The organism is Acinetobacter indicus CIP 110367, assembly GCF_000488255.1.
GTDB lineage: Bacteria > Pseudomonadota > Gammaproteobacteria > Pseudomonadales > Moraxellaceae > Acinetobacter > Acinetobacter indicus.
Genome location: NZ_KI530745.1, coordinates 680,692 through 699,386, shown reverse-complemented (window position 1 = coordinate 699,386; position 18,695 = coordinate 680,692). Strand labels below are relative to the sequence as shown.

The window sequence follows — 18,695 nt, the reverse complement described above, 5'->3', positions numbered from 1 at the left end:
CCGTATAAAACTGATCAAGCTATGCATTCGCTGAATAAATTTAGTTTGCTAATTGCTGATCGACATAACGTGTCATCAGTTGAAAGACTTCATCGATGTTCAAATCTGAACTGTCAATGATGTAAGCATCAACCGCTGGCTTGAGTGGAGCAACTTCGCGCTCCATATCCCGTTTGTCGCGAGCTTCGATATTAGCTAAAATGTCGTTTATTTTAGCATCCAGCCCCATACCCTGCAACTGTTTTACACGTCTTTGCGCGCGCGACTCTGCCGATGCAGTCAGATAAATTTTGGCTTGTGCTTCAGGAAAAATGGAGGTGGCCATGTCACGACCATCGGCTACCAGCCCCGGCGCCTGGGCAAAAGCACGCTGACGGGCCAACAATGCCGTTCTAAGTTCCGGAATTGCTGCTACTTTTGAAGCATATTCTCCGACACGTTCGGTACGGATGGTCTGGCTGACATCTTCGCCATCCAGCATGACCTGAGTGCCGGTTGCTGTGCTCTGAAATTTGATGTCTAAATTTGTTGCAATTTCGATGCATTTGCTTAGTTCGTTACTCAGACTTTCCAGCAAATCTGCCTTATGCAATGACAGCCCGAGCAGACGATACAACGCGCCTGAGTCCAGCAAGTGAAATTGATAATGTGCAGCCAGTTTGGCGGCAAGCGTACCTTTACCCGAGCCACTTGGCCCATCAATGGTAATAATTTGAACTGTCATTGCGTTTCCAGACATATTTACAGATTTTTATACAGATTTAGCCAGTTTACTTAAACCGATTTTAATTGCAGTTTTCAACTGGGCAAGAATGAGTTTACTAACAAAAGGCGCGCGTGCCTGCAGCTCAATCCGGTAGGTCACCAGGGTTTTATCTTCTGCCACAGGCTCAAATTCAATCACGCCCAAATGATGTTTCACCAACGGATTTTTAATAATTTTATATTCAATCCGCTGATTTGGCTCGAGCACCGTAATCTGCTCCTGCAAAGGCTTAATCGGGCCAAAACCCATCCGGCGCACCGAACCCACACCATCCGGGCGTTCAGGATCAGCGGAATCCTTGACACGCTTAACCTGTAAAGGTGCAAAAGCGGTGTTATAGGTGGCATGTTTCGACATTAATTCAAATACCTGTGCTACAGGCGCATTAAATTCTTTTTTAATTTGAATAGCGTTCATTTTATTGTTCCTAAAGGGATTCAATCACATACACGGCTTAGTGTAGAGGAAAATGCTTTAAAGATTCTGATCATTTAAGGACTTTTGTTGTAATTTTTGCTGTCTTTTCTGCTCACGACGCAGCTTGAAAAAATCGCTCAACTGGGCTGCACACTGGGTTTGCAAACAGCCCGCTTCAAATTCAAACAGATGATTATAATAGCCACTGTCCAGCAATTGGCGTGCACTAACCAGAGAACCAGCTTTCGGCTCGGTGGTGCCAAATACTACCCGTTTTACCCGGGCATGAATCAGTGCACCCACACACATGGTACACGGCTCTAGCGTAACATAGAGCGTGGTATCTTCCGGCAAGCGATAATTTTCAATGTGGCTACAGGCCTGACGAATCGCCAGAATTTCAGCATGCGCAGTAGGATCATTCAGGGAAATGGGCGCATTATAGCCCGCCCCAATGATCTGGTTCTGACTGACTAAAATTGCCCCGACAGGAATTTCTCCCTGCGAGGCCGCTAATGCAGCCTGCTCAAAAGCATGCTGCATCCAGTATTCATCAGAATAAGCTTCAACATCAGACATAAATCAGCTGATAACACCATGACGTTTCAGCAGGTCATTCCAGCTTTGAATTGACGTCACCGGTGGATCATCGGCCAGAATACCTTTTAGGCTGCGATCAGCGCCCTGCTTCCACTCTGGAGATAAATCCTTATCGACCAGACGGGCACGCACACCCTCAACAAAGTCAGGGTGATTGATTTTCCAGGCCGAAATCTGGGTTTCCAGTTCAAACACTTCATTCCATGAATGCACCTGTTTGCCCCATTGCCATAATAACCAGCTTAGGGCTGCAGTTGTCAGTGAACCTTTTTGCAGGTTTTCACTGGCCTGACGCAGCCAGTCGCTACGCGCATCACTTAAACCGACAATTGCTTCATAGTCATGTTCAAAGTTGACACCACGACACACGCTATGAATTACATCCAACGAATTCTGTAATGGTCCTGGTCCAACCGGACGGTGCATACTGTTTAAGGTATCATCAATAGCACGGAAATCCCCGGCCGGATAATGATCCCAGTCAATATTAATCATCCGGTCCAACACCACATCACGTGCGACATCACAGATATGTGTGGCCCAGCCAATTCCGTAAGCGCCGGCGGCAGTCATAATCGAACCGGTTAAACCAGTGAACAGACCAATAGCACCCCGATCTGCCAGAAAGCGCGATGCACCTACATCTGGATAAAGACCAATATTAATTTCCGGCATCGCCAGACGTGAATGTGGGGTTACCAGACGGAATGGTGCTGCCATAAACAGACCAAGACCACCACCCATCACATAACCTTCACCCCAGACCAGCACCGGCTTGGCATAGTTATGCAGCAACAAATCCAGCGCATATTCCTGTTCAAAGAATTTATTGGCGGCCTCAACTTCGTCATTAATCACCAGTTGACGCAGTTTGCGCACATCTCCGCCGGCACAGAAGGCTTTTGGTGTAGTAGAGTCAAGCCAAATGGCTTTCACCTGCTCATCCGTATGAAAGTCCTGAAAGACTTCCAGTAAAGCAGTCACGATAGATTCATCCAGTGCATGCAACGACTTTGGGCGGTTCAAACGAACAATACGCCAGCCATTTTGTGCTTCTTCAACAATTAAATCGGGATGATACTGTTTCAATACGGGAGTTTGTGTCATGCGTCCAGCTGCCAGTCTATAGGCTCAATGCCATGTTGTTTCAGGTAATTATTTGTTTTTGAAAACACTTTACATCCAAAAAAACCACCACGGTTTGCCGCCAGCGGCGACGGATGTGCGGCTTTCAAGATTAAGTGTTTATTCGGATCAATGCGTTGTCCCTTACGCTGTGCATAGGCACCCCATAAAATGAACACAATATGCTCACGCTGTTCATTTAGGACATCAATCACATGATCTGTAAATTCTTCCCAGCCCCGCTTCTGATGCGATGTTGGCTGTGCAGCCTCAACAGTCAGGACACTGTTTAACAGCAGCACACCCTGTTCCGCCCAACGGGTTAAATCGCCATGCTTGGGAATATCTAGCCCCAAGTCGGTATGTAACTCATGGAAAATATTACGTAAAGATGGCGGTAATGCAACCCCTCTCTGCACAGAAAAGCTCAGGCCATGTGCCTGATTCGGACCATGATAAGGATCTTGGCCCAGAATAACGACTTTGACCTGCTCTAGCGGCGTGGTATTTAGTGCATTAAAAATTAAGCCACTTGGTGGATAAATCACTTTATTGGCTTGTTTTTCTTCGAGTAGGAATGCTTTTAAGGCATCCATTTTCTCACCCAGCAAAAAATCGCTCAGGGCATATTTCCAGCTCGCATCTAACTGAACCTTCTCCAGTTTCTCGTGTTGCTGTTCAGTTAAAGACATACCTGTATTAAATCCTTTATATCCATGTCAGGATGTGTGTATTAGAGTTTAACCTGTAAATCTACGCTTGGGTTTTGGAATTTAATACCCTGTTTCAATTTTTCATACATCTCGGGATCTGACCATTCCGCACGCACCTGCGCTGAAAACTCGATCTGATCCAGGGCAAGCCGTCCCATTTGTTCGTTTTCAATATCTTCTAAAAAGCTTTGCGCATAACCGGTATCGGTTTCATGCACAATTACCGAATAGACTTCAACATCACCTTCACCATTCTGGGTGATGGTTGAGGCCAGCACCTGCTGCGCCAGAAAGAAGAAAATACGGGAAAACTGCTCGGCAGATGGCGACACCGGTAAAGAGACCCAGCGCGCACTAAAGTTTTGGCAGGCCTGAATATAATCCGGATTGTCCTGTTGCCAGAAACAGATCGCATGATCGAAAGAATCAAAAATTTCTTTAATCACACCTTTTAGCAAGCCAAAATCATAGACCATTTGACCATGATCTAATTTCGTTGCCTTAAGTAACAGCTCAACTTTATAGCTATGGCCGTGTATTGAACGTTTACAGCGGTCTGAAGTGCAGTTACGCACAATATGAGCATTTTCAAACTTAAATAACTTACGAATTAACATGTGTCCCGATCAGGCCAGATTATTTGTGAATCGACTATTAATTATAAAGCAAAATTAAAGGAATAAGCATTAAATTTGCTGTTTAACTTGATAGCTAAAACCTATCTCACTTTATACACAGTGAAAATTGCGCTAGAACGCAGCATTTTAAAATGGTGCCATGCTGCGATAAGCCACATAAACTGTTTTTTTATCGCGTACCAGATCACTACTAAACTGGCGTTTGCGTTCACTCAGCATCACTTCAATTTTTGCCTTAAAGTAATTGGATTGCACGCCCAGTAAAGCACCGACCTGAGCTTTCAGGGCTGCATCAACCTGTTTAAAGGCATCCAGCTCCCACAGTTCCTGCGTATTGGCAAAATGCTCCAGATTGGCCTGACGCTGTTCTAACAGCTGCTGGATCTGATTGACATCTAGCTTGTCATCAATACTGGCTAGCACTAAGGCCGGTGCCGTATTGATGTTGATACTGGTACTGCGGTTCGGCAAAGCACTAACATAAGGCAGCAACAGCTGATATTGTCCTTCTTCAAAGCCGCGCACCTGTTTCAGTTCTTCGACACTATAAAAAAGGGAATTTGAAGGTAAATAGCCATTAGGTAGGCCCTGATAATAACCACTTTCGGCACCCATCGGCCCGATGGGTAAATCATCGGCATCTTGCCAGTCAATTACCGCTTCACTGATTTGGGCAGGCAAGCCAACACGCACCAGCAGCCGTTCAAAATACAGTTTGGCATTTTCATTAACATTGCCATTGTCATTCAGCAAGGCATTTAAATTGAACTTCCCCGATTCATCACTCAACACACCCGCCACAAAACCATCTTCGACAGGAAAAGCTGGCATTGGCTGGGCCCAGTTTTCTTGTAGATGATCGACCTCGGCAGCATTTTCAGCATCATCTTTGAGTAATTCGGCAAAGAAGGCTTCGGCACTTTTGGCATAGAGCAAGGACTGGTTCTGCCGCATTAAATAAGCGGTACTTTCTGCGGTATAGGCCTGACGTTTGGCAATGGTCGCCGCCAAAATGGTGGCCAATGCCACCATCATTAAAATGGTGATTAGCGCAATACCCTGTTGCTGCTTCATGTTCTGTCCCATTACCCCATTCACTGCCTGTCTTATGATGTGGTTTTATTGTCTGATTTCAGGAAGTCAGTATTTAACAGGCTAAAAATCCATTCATATTGTACATCTTGTACGGTTAAATTTATTTTAATGCCTTTTGGCAGTTTGCGTTTTTGCTGATCATCATTTAAATCAATACTGCCGTCTGGCCAGTTACTCAGCTCCTGCGGATTCAGCACACTGACCTGAAACTGGCTAACATTGTCCAACAATATGCTGGAAACCGGCTGATCCTGCCCGGACTGATGCAAATTGGCATATTTCAGACGATACAGTTTTTGTTCATCGGCCCGGTACTGATATTCAATCCGTTCAGTGGGGGCAATGCCCTGCTGCAAAGGATCGGTCACACCGGTCTTGCTAAAATTAAAACGGCCGTTTTGTAGTACCAGAGCTGGCTGAATATCATTATTGATGTTTGCGGTCAGCGGTACAATCTGGATACTGTCACGCAAGATTTGTTGATAGGCACTCTGCAGTCCTTCTAACTGCTGTTCATGCCACTGATTACGGTCTTTGACCTTGACCAGATAATCAAATACTTTCCAGCCCAAGGCAGACAGCACCGCAAAGATGGCAATGGCCACCAGCAGCTCGACCAGGGTAAATCCGCGTTTAGCCTTAATCATTGCGCCGCCCGATGATTAAAAAACACCAAATGGGTGATGCCGGCTTCAACCTGACCGGTATCGAGGTTAAATAAGCTGACCTGCACTTCTACCCGCTGCACATTCGGGCTAATGGTGGGCTGTGCGCTTTTATCAATTTGCCAGCTTTCACCTTGCAGGGTGACCTGTTTTGATTGCGTACCCGTGAGCCAGTCCTGCTGGATTTCCATTAATGCCTGTTCGTTTAAGGCCACAAACTGCGCTTTGGTTCTTAAAATGGCATGAGAGGTCGACTGGGTATATTGCATGGCCACTTGAGTCAGCGCCATGGCAGCTGTAGCGAAAATCGCCAGTGCCACCATCACTTCTAATAAGGTAAAACCGGCAATACGCTTGAATCGGGTCTGATGCGGATATGCTCGTAATCGGTACGCGGATGTTGAACAGCTGGAAAAAAGCCGGCTCAGTTTTTGCAGATCAGGCGATAAGAAGGCTGAAAATAATCTATTCTTCATTCACGATCTTACCCAGATGATCAATTTCGATTTCAGCCCCAACCGGAAGCTGCTCGAAATAAAACTGAATCCGTACCGGTTTAATTTCGCCATTACCGAGCCAGATCAGTTTCGGGGCATCGCCTTGCAGCAAGGCGGCATTCTGCGCATTCTCAAAGCCGTGTTGTAAAGGCTGGATCTGAAAGCTCACTCCATCGGGCAAACTTTGCATCTCAAATTCGGCATATTTTTGCCAGCGGGTCGCGGTTTGACTGAGCATGACGCTTGAACTGTCGGTAGCGGTGGTTGCTGGCAAATATTCCAGAACTTCATAACGAAATGGTGACACATCGGTGGCATTTTGAACATTTAGAGCCAGCACACGCGATTGATCGTCCGCTTCGCGTTGCAGCTTCTTCACATCCATCAAAAACACTTCACGTGCCTGCATGGCGCTGCGCTGGTCCACCCCGCCAATATTCATCAGCACCAGTGAGGCGGCAATGGCCATGACCACAATCACCACCATCAATTCAATGAGTGTAAAACCACGAACAGATGAGAAGTGATGCGATCTAGTCATGAGATTTAGACGATCTGTTCGAGATGTTGAACTTGTTTCGGCAAGGCCAGTGCCTGATCGATATAGGCCACGCGCAAGGTGTCACGTGAACCCAGATAACGCTGGTAAAAACTGGAATTTAGAATGGCCGCCGCACCGTGCGTCAATGACCAGATCGAGGCCAGATAATCACGCACTGACATTTTGCTCTGAATTGATTCCAGATAATGCTCGGTCATGCGAATAATCAGACGCAGGCGCTGTTTACGCACCTGATACAGTTCGTTAAACAGATGGTTGATGCCCATACCGGTAGTCGACAGGCGCTCTTCAATCTGATGGAACAGTACCGTACGCTCTGGATGATGCAAGTGATGCAGCATAAAGAAGGCCAAATGTTCAGGAAACTTTTTCTCAGCATCCTTGATCATTTCAAGCAGCATGTTCTCATTACGAATAATCAGCAACATGTACAGCTCGTCTTTACTCTGGAAATGTTTATAAAGCGTGCCTTTGGCCAGGTCCAATTCTGCGGCCAAGGCATCAAGCGTCATCCCTGCTTCACCATTTTCTAATAGCAATTGCTCTGCCACTTGAAAAATTAAGGTTTCTCTTGCTCGAAATTGAGCCTGACGATCCATCTTCACCCTATAAACTCTCTCTTATGCACTTATCGGTCAGTTTTAAAAATCCTAGATTTTTACTTTTGGTTCAAGAGGTTTTCAAAATTCTGCATGGTTATGAAAGCCATCTCTTCCAGTGATTTATCATATACATCACTCAGGGCTTTGGCTACATATGGAACATATTTTGGTTCATTTGATTTACCACGATATGGCATTGGTGCCAGATACGGTGAATCGGTTTCAATCAGGACACGATCTAGTGGCACCTGCTTGGCCACATCCCTTAAATCCTGGGCATTTTTAAAAGACACAATACCCGAGAAAGAGACATAGTAACCGCAGTCCAGTACCGCTTTGGCGGTTTCCCAATCTTCGGTAAAACAGTGCAAAATCCCATGGGTTGATTTTTCCGCGCGGATAATATCAACCGTATCATGCTTGGCTGAACGGGTATGTACCACCACCGGTTTTTTTACGATTTGCGAGGCATGGATATGTCTGGCAAAACAGTCTTTCTGCTCGGCAATAAAATCGGTACTGTGATAATAATCCAGCCCGGTTTCCCCCAGCGCCCAGACTTTTTCCGGTTGTGCCAGCTCGACCAGATAGTCAGTGGTGGCACGCGCCATGGTGGCCGCATCTTCACAAGGATGCACACCCACGGTATAACCGACATCTGCATGGCGTGCGGCAATTTTTGCCAGTTCGATATGGTCATCCAGATCGACCGAAATACTCATAAATTTAGATACGCCGGCTTCTCGCGCCTGCGCCAATGCCAGATCCAGATTTCCATCATACGGAGTTAAATCGAGCATGGTTAAATGACAATGCGTATCTACAAACACAGGCGTTTCCTACAACAACTTAGAACAGACTACATAGTGTAACTGTTTCGATTTGAAGACTTAAGTCCTGCCAGTAGTCTTTCTGCTTCTGCTTTGTAATACAGACCCTTTTCACCACTGAGTTGAATACCAAAGCCCTGTAATTTCACCCCATTCTGTTTTTGTGAAATCCAGATTACTTTACCGGTCAGTGGAATTTTTTGTGATTGTTCCGGCAAGGTCGCCAGTACAAAGATTTCTTCGCCCATCTGCACCGGTTGCTTGGAAGGAATAAACAGTCCGCCATCGACCACATAGGGCATATAACTTAAATAGAGCGTTTCTAGATCTGGAATATTGGCCTGAATAATTCCGCCCATACGTGGCTGCATACTGTTTCCCCTTAAAGATTCATCAATTTTATACACAGCTGATCAAGAATCAGATTGCTTTGAACATTCTGCTCTGTCATCTGTTTTGATTGTTGTATATCACTATAAATATCAAATAATGCTTCCAGCGAATACTGCTCGGCCAGCGCACTTAGTGTCAGGTCGATGTTTTTCACCGGTTGATTTAGCTTGACACAAATCAAATCTGACAACAAGTATTCAAACATCTGACCAAATTCACTAAAACTCAGCTCTTTATTCCACTTGGTTGCAATTGCCATCGGCATATTTTTCTGACTGACCAATTTTTGCCAGTCCTGTACAAAGTCGGCGCGCTTAAAGAACCAGTCCTGCTCGGCCACCTGAATGGCTTGCAGCGGCATCTGATTGGACAGATTCATCAGCAGCTGTTTTTGCTGCTCGCTGCTCTCCGGCAAGTGCTGGCTTAAAAAATCATGGGCCAGTTCCGGAGCAATCCGGTCAAGGGCAAAATGCTGTAAACGACTGCGAATAGTCGCGGGCAGCTTTAGGTAATGATCGGCCAGCAGGATAATCACCACCCGCTCGCCCGGCTCTTCCAGTGTTTTTAGCAAGGCATTGGCAGAAGCAATATTCAAGGCTTCTGCCGGCTCAATCACAATGACCCGCCAGCCATCTACGGTTTGTTGCACAAATGGTAATAAATCACGGATCTTCTCGATCTTAATTTTCGCGTTTTGTTTTTTATTCTCTTCATCGATCGTGACATAAACATAATTCGGATGCGTATCTGATTTTAACCATTGACAACTGCCGCACTCGCCACAGGGCAGATTGCGCTCATGACGATGCTGGCACAAAATCCAGGCCAGAAACTGCTGCGCAAAAGCTTCTTTGCCACAGCCTTTTTTACCATAAAACAGCAGTCCATGGCCCAACTGGGGAAATCTGCCCGTTAGTGTATCCCAAACTGTTTGCTGCCAGGGATAAATCTGCGCAGTCACTTCATTCTGCATGGCCAGCTCTACGATTCAAAATGCGCAAGATCAAGCGCATTCAGGCGATCCAGATCTTCCTGGGTATCGACACCCGGTGGTAAATTGGCTTCAGCCACGGCAATCGCAATCCGATGACCATTTTCCAGCACACGCAGTTGCTCCAGACTTTCCAGACGCTCCAGCAGACCCATGTCCCAGGTCACATATTCCTGTAGCAGTTTTACCCGATAGGCATACAGGCCCAAATGACGATAAGCCTGATCATGCAATTGCGGCACGGCATCTTTCGCCCCGTCACGATCATAAGGAATGGTCGCACGGCTAAAATACAAAGCCTGATTTTGCTTGGACATCACCACTTTGACAATGCTATCACGCTGAAACTCATCCAGCGCATGAATCGGTTCACACAGTGTCGACATCGAACAGCCTGGCTGATCGACCAAGAGCTGCGCCACCTGTTTCACCAGCTGCGCAGGCAACAAAGGTTCATCACCTTGCACATTGACAATAATGTCATCACTGGCCCAGCCTTTGATTCGCGCTACTTCACTTAAACGGTCAGTCCCGGAAGGATGATCTGCTGAAGTCAAGACCACATCCACCCCTTCAGCGCGGCAGACATCGGCAATACGTACATCATCTGTCGCCACACATAAGTCATCAAAACCTTCGACTTTTTTGGCCTGATCCACCACCCGTAAAATCATGGGACGGCCATGAATTTCAAGTAAGGGCTTACCCGGTAAGCGTGAACTGGCAAAACGTGCAGGAATAACGATGTGTTTCATAACTGTCCTTCATTCAGGGTCAAACCCAGCTGCGCTAACTGTTGATGCAAAACCTGATAACAAGCAGGTGACAATACCGCTTCAACCGGCACCACCCAGATTTCCCGGTTAAAATCAGGATACTGTTTCAGCAAGGGCAAAATTTTCACCGCATCTTTTTCGGTGGTAATAATCGGTTGATGATCTTCAAACTGCAAGTCATCAATTTCATAATCATGATGATCTGGAAATTCGTGGCACTGGAATTGCTGGATGCCCATCGACTCTAAGGTGCGATAAAAACGCTGCGGAAAACCAATCCCAACCACGGCATAAAAAGCCTCTTGCGGATTAAACACCTTACCCTCTATGGCATTAAGTAAATAAGGCTCAGCCACTTCCAGATGCATATTCAGCGCTGAACTTGGCTGTGCCGCATGTTCAATCACGGTTGCTGTATTCAGGCGGCTTTTCGGCTCTCGCAAATAACCTTCAGGCAGAATTTTTTCATTGCCCAGACCGCGGTTATTGTCCAGCACAATCCATTCCAATTGGCGATTGAGCGCCAGATGTTGCAAACCATCATCACTGATAATCAGGTCCAGTTCATGTCTGGACAGCAGCAATTCAATACTCTGCTGACGATTGGCACCGACCGCCATTGGCGCACCGGTAGATTGTACAATCAGACAGGGTTCATCGCCGACCATGTCCGGCGTCGATTCAAAATCAACATAGGCCGGGAATGGGCCTTTGCCGCCATAGCCGCGGCTAATTACGCCAACACGCACATTCAGGCTATGCAGATAATTAACCAGATGAATCAGCAGCGGCGTTTTGCCGCTACCGCCTACGGTAATGTTGCCAATCACCATCACCGGCACTGGTGCGGTATAGGCTGCTTTCATCCCCGAAGCATACAGCTTCTGATTCAGCACACTGCCACCACGATATAACAGCGCCAACGGCCGTAGCACAACCAACCATTTGGCTTGCTTGTTCCAAGCGTCCTGAATGAATTGTGCAAATGACATGGCTGATTATTCCTCGAAATTGCGCTGATGCAACTGATAATAAGCACCCTGCTGGTTTAACAGTTCCTGATGGGTACCCTGTTCAATAATACGCCCTTGATCCATCACAACAATACGGTCGGCATTTTCGATGGTAGATAAACGGTGTGCAATGACAATGGTGGTACGATTCTGCATCGCTGCATCAAAGGCACGTTGGATAAAGTATTCAGATTCATTGTCTAATGCACTGGTCGCTTCATCCAGAATCAGGATCGGTGCATTTTTCAAAATAGCACGGGCAATCGCGATACGCTGACGCTGACCACCGGACAGGTTTAAACCCTGCGCACCGAGTGGTGTGTCATAGCCTTGTGGTAAGGCCATAATAAAATCATGCGCATACGCCGCTTTAGCTGCCGCGATGATCTCTTCATCGGACGCACCTTCCAGCTGACCATACGCAATATTTTCACGCACGGTACGATTAAATAGCACCACCTGCTGATTGACCATGGCAATTTGGGTACGCAGGCTATTCAGTTCAATCTGATGAATATCCAGCCCATCCAGTTTGATCCCGCCTGAAGATAATTCCTGAAAACGCACCAGCAAATTGACCAGTGAGCTTTTGCCCGCCCCTGAACGTCCGACCAGTGCCACGGTTTCACCGGCTTTAACATTCAGGCTAAAGTCATGAATGGCATGATGGCCATCGGCATAGACCAGATTGGCCTGATCAAATTCAATATTGCCTTTTAAGGTTGGAGTTAAGGTACCAGTATTTTTTTCTTCCGGCATATCCAGCAGTTCAAATACAGAATGCGCCGCCGCCATACCGCGTTGCAGTTTTTCGTTGATATCGGTTAGCGCTTTAATTGGTTTGCTCAGCATCCCGGCAGCAGTAATATAAGCCACAAATTCACCAGCTGAGGTATCGCGTAAAATTTCCGGGCGCAGTGCAATCCAGATCACAATGGAAAGTGCAATCGACATGATCAACTGTACCACCGGGCTGTTTAGCTGCTGCACAGCTACCATTTTCAGGCCACGGCGCAAATTTTCCAGCGAGTTCTGTTTAAAACGTTCCTGCTCGTATTGATGACCCGCAAAACCTTTCACCACCAGATTGCCGTTTACGGTTTCCTGCACCACGTGGTTCACATCACCCATGGTATCCTGCACCTGAATTGACAGCTTACGCATACGCTTGGCGGCTTTCCGGATTAACAGGCCAATCAGCGGGGCAAAAATCAGGATACAGATGGTCAAACGCCAGTTGCTATAAAACAGGTAACCAAGCAAGGCGATGGTAATTAAACCCTGTTGCAGCAAGGTACGTAAAGATTCGGTGGAGGCTGCTGTCAGCTGCTCCACGTTATACATGATTTTGGCAGTAATGTGGCCACTGGTATTGTCCAGATAATACTGCGACGGTAAGCGCAGCAATTTGGCAAATACTTCCTGACGCACATTAAACACCAGATTACGTGAAATGACCGCGGTATAGTAGCCGCCCAGAAACAGGCCGACACCGCGAAAAAACATCAACAGCACCACCAGAAAAGGAAACAGGTGGGTGAAGGTGTAGTCTTTTTCCTGAATTGCCGTAATAATTTTTTCCAGCAACTTGGCCACTGATACCTCAGTCGCCGCATTGATGGCAAAACCCACCACAACCAGAATTGCGATTCCCCAGAAAGGTTTTAAATAACCGAGTAGACGCAGGTAGACTTTATAATCCGGATTCACTAATAGCCTCGAGTTGGTACTTTCGTACTGATGTTAATGTTGACGAAACCCAGTTGTCCCGCAACATCCATGACACGAATCACATCCTGATGAGAAGCTTTCGCGTCTGCCGCAATGATAAACATTAAATCACGTCGATCATTGGAAATTTGTTTAATTGCTGTATTTAAATCAGCAACTTCCTTGCTGGAAAGCGCCTGCCCGTTGACCGAATAATGCCCGGAAGCATCGACCACCACCTCGACTTTCTGGTCATAGGCTTTCGGTGGCACCCCTTGCGCTTCCGGCAAGGTCAGGTTCATCCGGCTAAACTGGTTAAAACTGGTGGACAGTAACAGGAACACCAGAATAAACAGCAAACAGTCAATCATCGGTGTCAGGTTAATATGAATATCTTCCACTTGCGAGCGTTTGAATTTCATAGGTCACCTTAGCCTGCTTTTTTAATGTCTTCATCAACAATCTGGGTTTTATGAAACAGCGCAGCATGAAACAACGTCGCCTGCTGTTCCAGCTCGGCCACATATTCCTGTACCAGACGCTGGAAATAACGGTAAGCAAATAAGGCCGGCACCGCAATCAGCATACCCGCTGCGGTGGTAATCAGCGCCTTGGAAATCCCCGGAATCATTAAAGTCGGGTTGCTTGAACTGATATCAATCATCAGGAAAGATTCAATAATCCCCAGAACGGTCCCCAATAAGCCCAGCAGCGGCGCCACAGCACTTAAAGTCCCGAGGAAATTAATATTTTTTTCCAGATAGCCAATTTCCTGAGAGGCTGTCGCTTCCATCTGCGCACGCGCAAACTGTTCAGACTGGTGTTTATTTTGCGCACCAGCCATAAAGATTCGGCCCAAAGTACTGTGCTGTAAATTTTCCGATTGCTGCAACTGCTGTAACACGCCTTGCACCGGCTGTCCGGTTTGTAATTGCAAGGCTTTCGGCACCACACCGGCACGCTTAAGACGTAAAAAACGCTCAATACTGATGGCCAGCGTAAACACAGAGCACAACAGTAACGGCAGCATCAGCCAGCCGCCTGCTTTTACCAATTCCCACATTCGATTTTCCCCAATAAATCTACAATAAAAATTAATCAGCCAAGCAGATATTTAAAATACCATCTAGTTCTTCTAAGGAGTGATAGCTGATCACCAGCTTCCCCTTACCCTGCTTGTTATGATCAATTTTGACATTGGCACTGAAACGCTCTGACAGACGTTGTGTCAGTTGCTGAATATCCGGTGCCGGTTCTGCTTTTGGTTTTTCTTTTTTTGGTGCGCTCCAGTCACGCACCAGCTGTTCGGTCTGACGGACCGACAAACTCTTTTCAATCACCAGTTCAGCCACTTTCAGCTGATCTTTGGCTTTTAAGGTCAAAATGGCGCGCGCATGGCCCATATCCAGCAGCCCTTGCTGCATCAGGTCTTTAACTTCTTCAGTTAAAGTCAACAAACGCAACAGGTTACTGACCGTAGTTCGTGCCTTACCGACGGTGTCGGCAATTTCCTGATGGCTCAGACCAAACTCGTCATGGAAGCGCTGCAAGGCCATGGCCTGATCAATCGGATTCAGATCCTGACGCTGAATATTTTCAATTAAAGCCAGTGCAATCGCCACCTGATCGGTCAGGTCACGGACAATTGCCGGAACTTCGGTGAGTCCCGCCAGCTGTGCGGCACGCCAGCGACGTTCACCAGCAATAATTTCATACGGATGCTGTTCGTCATCAATCGGACGAATCACAATCGGTTGCATGACCCCGTGTTTTTCAATCGAGGCGGCAAGTTCCTGTAAGTCCTGTTCATGGATAAAACGGCGTGGCTGATATTCACCCCGTTTTAATAAATGCACATCAATCTGTTTTAGCTGACCATGATCCAAAGACTGGGCTTCAAGTTGTAATTTTTCTTTCTGGATCGACCCAAGTAAGGCATCCAAACCACGACCTTTGGCGAGTCCGCGTTTTTTTATGGTCATGCTTTACTTCCTTTTTTCACTTTGCTTTTCTTTAACATTTCAGCTGCCAGATTCAGGTAAGCAACTGCACCCTTTGAACTTTTCTCAAAATAAATTACAGGCAAACCATGCGCCGGTGCTTCGGCCAGACGCACATTACGTGGAATCACGGTGTCATACAGTTTTTTGCCAAAATACTGCTGCAGCTCTTCAGACACATCACGGGTTAATGCATTACGCGCATCGTACATGGTTCGCAGCACGCCAATAATTTCCAGCTCTGGGTTTAAGGCCTGCTGAATCCGGTCGATGGTCTGGGTTAAATCGGCCAGGCCTTCCAGTGCATAGTATTCACATTGCATTGGAATCATCACGCCCTGTACCGCAGCCAGCGCATTCACGGTAATTAAGCTTAAGCTTGGCGCACAATCGACAATAATATAGTCAAAACTTTTTTCAATTTCGCCCAGTGCATCACGCAGAATAAACTCGCGCCCTTCCTGCTCGGCAATAGCCAGTTCCACACCGGACAAATCACGGTTTGCGCCTAAAACCTTATAACCCACTTCCGATTTGGTAATGGCCGTTTCAATTGGCACTTCGCCCAGCAACACATCGGTAATAGAATATAGAAGGTCGTTTTTTTGGATACCAGAACCCATCGTGGCATTTCCCTGTGAATCCATATCCACAAGTAAAACGCGCTTTTTCAAAACAGCTAACGATGCTGCCAAATTTACTGCGGTTGTAGTTTTACCGACACCACCTTTCTGGTTCGCAATCGCAATAATTTGTGCCATGGTAACCCCAATCCTTAGAATGAATTAAATATGTTTTAATAAAAGTAGATGACGCTGTTCGTCCAGACGTGGAACTTTTAGCTCGATAATTTCACAGCTGAACTCATCTTTCAATGCTTCAACCTCATCGGCCGGAATCAGACCTTTCATGGAAGCAATAATACTCTGTCCATGCATAAACGGTTTTGATGCCGCCACAAAATCGGTCAGAGATGCAAAGGCACGGCTGGTGATGACATCAAACTGGCCTAACTCACGGATACTGTCTTCATTTTCGACTCGGGTTTGGACCGCCACCACGTTTTGCAGTTTCAGATCGGCAATAAACTGCTTCAAGAAACGGATTTTTTTGCCATTCGAGTCCAGCAACACGCACTGACGTTCCGGCTGACATAAGGCAATGATCATGCCCGGCATACCGCCACCGGTACCAATGTCCAGCAAACGGCCGGCAGGTAAATCGTTGAGAATACTCAGGCTGTCGAGCAAATGCTTGACCAGCATTTCTTTCGGATCACGAATTGCGGTCAAGTTATACGCTTTGTTCCATAGCACCAAAGCATCTTGATATTGGAGTAATAAATTTAAAGTCTCATCGCTGAGCTCTAAACCCAAGGCCTGACTACCCTGCTTGAGTTCCTGAAAAAACGTATGCATAAACAATGAACGTCTCGAAAAAGTTAGCTGAAAGTATACCGATTTATCTGCCAAGTCACAGCAGCGAGTGCTTAGTGAATATGCACTTAAGCGTACACACCTTGCTGAATTTGTTGATCCAGTGCATTTAATCGCTCAGGAGTGCCAACATCTACCCAGACACCCTGCAATTTGCTGGCGGCAATTTTTTCATCCTGCATGGCCTGTTTCAATAACGGTGCCAGTGGACGCTTGCCACCTTCCAGGCCCTGGAACATCTGCGGATCAATCACGGCAATACCGCTATAGGTCAGATTTTCACCGGATTTTTCCTGATCAAAGGTATAGGCTTTTTGTTCCGACAAGGTGAAATCGCCTTGCGGATGCTGTGCCGGATTCTCTACCAGCACCAGATGCGCCAGCTGATTCTCTAGCTGTACCGACAATAATGGCGCAAAATCCATGGTGGTCCAGATATCGCCATTGACCAGAATAAAGGGCTCATTACCGAGCAGCGGCAGCGCGTTAATAATCCCGCCTGCGGTTTCCAAACCTTCGCCTTCATGCGACCAGAGAATATTAACGCCAAACTGGCTGCCATCCCCCAAAGCCTGAGCCAGTTTTTCACCCAGCCAGGCGGTATTGATCACAATTTCGGTTACGCCAATGCGCTGCAGTTTTTCGATATGCCAAACAATCAGCGGCTTACCGCCCACTTCCAGCAAGGGTTTAGGCTTATGCAAGGTTAAAGGACGCATCCGGTTACCTAAACCGGCAGCAAGAATCATGGCTTTCATCAGGCAGCTACCTCATAACGGCCATATTTGGCTTCAAATGCCGGCATAACTTTTTCACGAATAAACTGCATAAAAGGCTGCAATTCGGCATAAGGCTGCGATTCTTCCAGTAGATACCACATCACGCGCGGCAAATCTTTTAAGTAACCCGATTTGCCATCACGCTCGAACAGGCGCACAAAAATACCCAGAATCTTGATATGACGCTGAATCGCCATCAGGTCGGCGTCTTTCTTGAACTGCTCAAAATCACGCTCCTGTTTGGCGCTTTCCGGCAGCAAATCATAAAAGGTTTTAAACCAGTGATAGACACGATCTGCATTCCACTGCACGTAGGCATCACGGGTAATTGAAATCAGATCATAGGTATCGGCGCCAATTACCGCATCCTGAAAATCAATCACCCCAAGTTCGGTTTCACCTGCAATTTTCATCAGGTTCCGGCTGTGAAAATCACGATGTACAATCACTTGTGGCTGGGCCAAAGCCGCATTGGCCAGAATGGCAAAGGTACGCTTGATTAACGCGCTCTCTTCTGCGGTTGGCTGAATCTGTAATGAGGGCAACATCCAGTCGGTGAGCAGCTCCATTTCACTGATCAGTTTTTCATAGGAATAGTCCGGGAAATGGCCTTCGCCAGCAATGGACTGCAATTGGATCAGCTGCTTAAAGCTTTGTGCATAGTAGTCATCGACAGTCTGTTCATTTAACAGGGTCGAGAGCAATACATCACCAAAATCTTCCAGTAGCAAAAAGCCCTGCTGCAGATCTTTGGCGATGATATGCGGCACGCGTACACCATGCGCATCAAAAAATTCATCAATCGTCACAAAAGGACCACAATCTTCTTTTTCTGGTGGTGCATCCATCAGCATAAATGTTTTATTATTCAATTTGATTCGTGCATAACGACGGAAGCTTGCATCGCCTGCTAAAAAATGAGTTTCAAATTGATCTGAACCGAGTACAGATGTAATCCATGTTTGTATCAATTGTTCACGTTGTGTATTCATTTGCAATAAATTCTAATACAGGCTGAGTTTTTAAAGTGCTAAGTGTAGCTACTTCTGCGCTTTTTCTCTATGATGCGACAATAATTAATTGCGAT

General features: G+C 46.5%; 24 protein-coding genes. All 24 read right to left on the bottom strand.

Annotation, left to right across the window (positions count from 1 at the left end; all coding sequences use genetic code 11):
* Positions 1 to 40: 40 nt before the first annotated feature.
* Positions 41 to 724, bottom strand: coding sequence for a (d)CMP kinase (cmk, locus tag P253_RS03405; RefSeq protein ID WP_016658215.1), 684 nt, complete (start codon positions 722 to 724; stop codon positions 41 to 43).
* Positions 725 to 751: 27 nt separating this feature from the next.
* Positions 752 to 1,183: an SRPBCC family protein gene (locus P253_RS03400; RefSeq protein ID WP_016658216.1), complete on the bottom strand. Its 432-nt coding sequence runs from the start codon at positions 1,181 to 1,183 to the stop codon at positions 752 to 754.
* A gap of 57 nt (positions 1,184 to 1,240) precedes the next feature.
* Positions 1,241 to 1,762 carry a tRNA adenosine(34) deaminase TadA gene (gene tadA, locus P253_RS03395; protein ID WP_016658217.1) on the bottom strand — a complete coding sequence of 174 codons (522 nt, stop codon included), beginning with the start codon at positions 1,760 to 1,762 and terminating at the stop codon, positions 1,241 to 1,243.
* A 3-nt stretch (positions 1,763 to 1,765) separates the two neighbouring features.
* Positions 1,766 to 2,890 carry an enoyl-CoA hydratase/isomerase family protein gene (locus P253_RS03390; protein WP_005177517.1) on the bottom strand — a complete coding sequence of 375 codons (1,125 nt, stop codon included), beginning with the start codon at positions 2,888 to 2,890 and terminating at the stop codon, positions 1,766 to 1,768.
* Positions 2,887 to 3,600: a uracil-DNA glycosylase gene (ung, locus tag P253_RS03385; RefSeq protein WP_016658218.1), complete on the bottom strand. Its 714-nt coding sequence runs from the start codon at positions 3,598 to 3,600 to the stop codon at positions 2,887 to 2,889. Before ung ends, P253_RS03390 begins: the two co-directional genes overlap by 4 nt.
* Positions 3,601 to 3,641: 41 nt before the next feature.
* The gene (locus tag P253_RS03380; protein ID WP_005177512.1) at positions 3,642 to 4,238 is read right to left on the bottom strand and encodes a 6-pyruvoyl trahydropterin synthase family protein; all 597 of its coding nucleotides are present in this window, start codon (positions 4,236 to 4,238) and stop codon (positions 3,642 to 3,644) included.
* 147 nt (positions 4,239 to 4,385) lie between these two features.
* Positions 4,386 to 5,333, bottom strand: a complete 948-nt coding sequence (gene gspK / locus P253_RS03375; protein ID WP_016658219.1) for a type II secretion system minor pseudopilin GspK — start codon at positions 5,331 to 5,333, stop codon at positions 4,386 to 4,388.
* Positions 5,334 to 5,365: 32 nt separating this feature from the next.
* Positions 5,366 to 6,001 carry a type II secretion system minor pseudopilin GspJ gene (gene gspJ, locus P253_RS03370; RefSeq protein WP_016658220.1) on the bottom strand — a complete coding sequence of 212 codons (636 nt, stop codon included), beginning with the start codon at positions 5,999 to 6,001 and terminating at the stop codon, positions 5,366 to 5,368.
* Positions 5,998 to 6,369 carry a type II secretion system minor pseudopilin GspI gene (gene gspI, locus P253_RS03365; RefSeq protein WP_225876427.1) on the bottom strand — a complete coding sequence of 124 codons (372 nt, stop codon included), beginning with the start codon at positions 6,367 to 6,369 and terminating at the stop codon, positions 5,998 to 6,000. The genes gspJ and gspI overlap by 4 nt, the downstream gene beginning before the upstream one ends.
* A gap of 115 nt (positions 6,370 to 6,484) precedes the next feature.
* Complete coding sequence (locus tag P253_RS03360) at positions 6,485 to 7,057, bottom strand: prepilin-type N-terminal cleavage/methylation domain-containing protein (protein ID WP_016658222.1); 573 nt, start codon at positions 7,055 to 7,057, stop codon at positions 6,485 to 6,487.
* 5 nt (positions 7,058 to 7,062) lie between these two features.
* The gene (locus P253_RS03355; protein ID WP_016658223.1) at positions 7,063 to 7,677 is read right to left on the bottom strand and encodes a TetR/AcrR family transcriptional regulator; all 615 of its coding nucleotides are present in this window, start codon (positions 7,675 to 7,677) and stop codon (positions 7,063 to 7,065) included.
* Between the two features lie 59 nt (positions 7,678 to 7,736).
* On the bottom strand, positions 7,737 to 8,510 hold the full coding sequence (locus P253_RS03350) for a TatD family hydrolase (RefSeq protein ID WP_005177502.1): 774 nt from the start codon (positions 8,508 to 8,510) through the stop codon (positions 7,737 to 7,739).
* Positions 8,511 to 8,539: 29 nt separating this feature from the next.
* Complete coding sequence (locus tag P253_RS03345; protein ID WP_005177501.1) at positions 8,540 to 8,881, bottom strand: PilZ domain-containing protein; 342 nt, start codon at positions 8,879 to 8,881, stop codon at positions 8,540 to 8,542.
* Positions 8,882 to 8,892: 11 nt separating this feature from the next.
* Positions 8,893 to 9,876 carry a DNA polymerase III, delta' subunit gene (locus P253_RS03340; RefSeq protein WP_005177500.1) on the bottom strand — a complete coding sequence of 328 codons (984 nt, stop codon included), beginning with the start codon at positions 9,874 to 9,876 and terminating at the stop codon, positions 8,893 to 8,895.
* 8 nt (positions 9,877 to 9,884) lie between these two features.
* Complete coding sequence (gene kdsB, locus P253_RS03335; RefSeq protein ID WP_016658224.1) at positions 9,885 to 10,649, bottom strand: 3-deoxy-manno-octulosonate cytidylyltransferase; 765 nt, start codon at positions 10,647 to 10,649, stop codon at positions 9,885 to 9,887.
* Positions 10,646 to 11,662: a tetraacyldisaccharide 4'-kinase gene (gene lpxK / locus P253_RS03330; RefSeq protein ID WP_016658225.1), complete on the bottom strand. Its 1,017-nt coding sequence runs from the start codon at positions 11,660 to 11,662 to the stop codon at positions 10,646 to 10,648. The genes kdsB and lpxK overlap by 4 nt, the downstream gene beginning before the upstream one ends.
* 6 nt (positions 11,663 to 11,668) lie before the next feature.
* A complete protein-coding gene (gene msbA, locus P253_RS03325) occupies positions 11,669 to 13,393 on the bottom strand; it encodes a lipid A export permease/ATP-binding protein MsbA (protein WP_016658226.1) in 1,725 nt (574 codons plus the stop codon).
* Entirely contained in the window at positions 13,393 to 13,815 is a 423-nt protein-coding gene (locus P253_RS03320; RefSeq protein WP_005177483.1) for an ExbD/TolR family protein, read from the bottom strand. The genes msbA and P253_RS03320 overlap by 1 nt, the downstream gene beginning before the upstream one ends.
* A gap of 8 nt (positions 13,816 to 13,823) precedes the next feature.
* Positions 13,824 to 14,456 (bottom strand): MotA/TolQ/ExbB proton channel family protein, encoded by a 633-nt coding sequence (locus P253_RS03315; protein ID WP_016658227.1) that lies wholly within the window; start codon positions 14,454 to 14,456, stop codon positions 13,824 to 13,826.
* Positions 14,457 to 14,487: 31 nt separating this feature from the next.
* Positions 14,488 to 15,375, bottom strand: coding sequence for a ParB/RepB/Spo0J family partition protein (locus P253_RS03310; protein WP_016658228.1), 888 nt, complete (start codon positions 15,373 to 15,375; stop codon positions 14,488 to 14,490).
* Positions 15,372 to 16,154: a ParA family protein gene (locus tag P253_RS03305; RefSeq protein ID WP_005177476.1), complete on the bottom strand. Its 783-nt coding sequence runs from the start codon at positions 16,152 to 16,154 to the stop codon at positions 15,372 to 15,374. Before P253_RS03305 ends, P253_RS03310 begins: the two co-directional genes overlap by 4 nt.
* 24 nt (positions 16,155 to 16,178) lie before the next feature.
* Positions 16,179 to 16,811, bottom strand: coding sequence for a 16S rRNA (guanine(527)-N(7))-methyltransferase RsmG (gene rsmG / locus P253_RS03300; RefSeq protein WP_016658229.1), 633 nt, complete (start codon positions 16,809 to 16,811; stop codon positions 16,179 to 16,181).
* A gap of 86 nt (positions 16,812 to 16,897) precedes the next feature.
* Positions 16,898 to 17,587 carry an N-acetylmuramate alpha-1-phosphate uridylyltransferase MurU gene (murU, locus tag P253_RS03295; protein WP_016658230.1) on the bottom strand — a complete coding sequence of 230 codons (690 nt, stop codon included), beginning with the start codon at positions 17,585 to 17,587 and terminating at the stop codon, positions 16,898 to 16,900.
* Entirely contained in the window at positions 17,587 to 18,600 is a 1,014-nt protein-coding gene (locus P253_RS03290) for an aminoglycoside phosphotransferase family protein (protein WP_016658231.1), read from the bottom strand. The genes murU and P253_RS03290 overlap by 1 nt, the downstream gene beginning before the upstream one ends.
* Positions 18,601 to 18,695 lie beyond the last annotated feature (95 nt).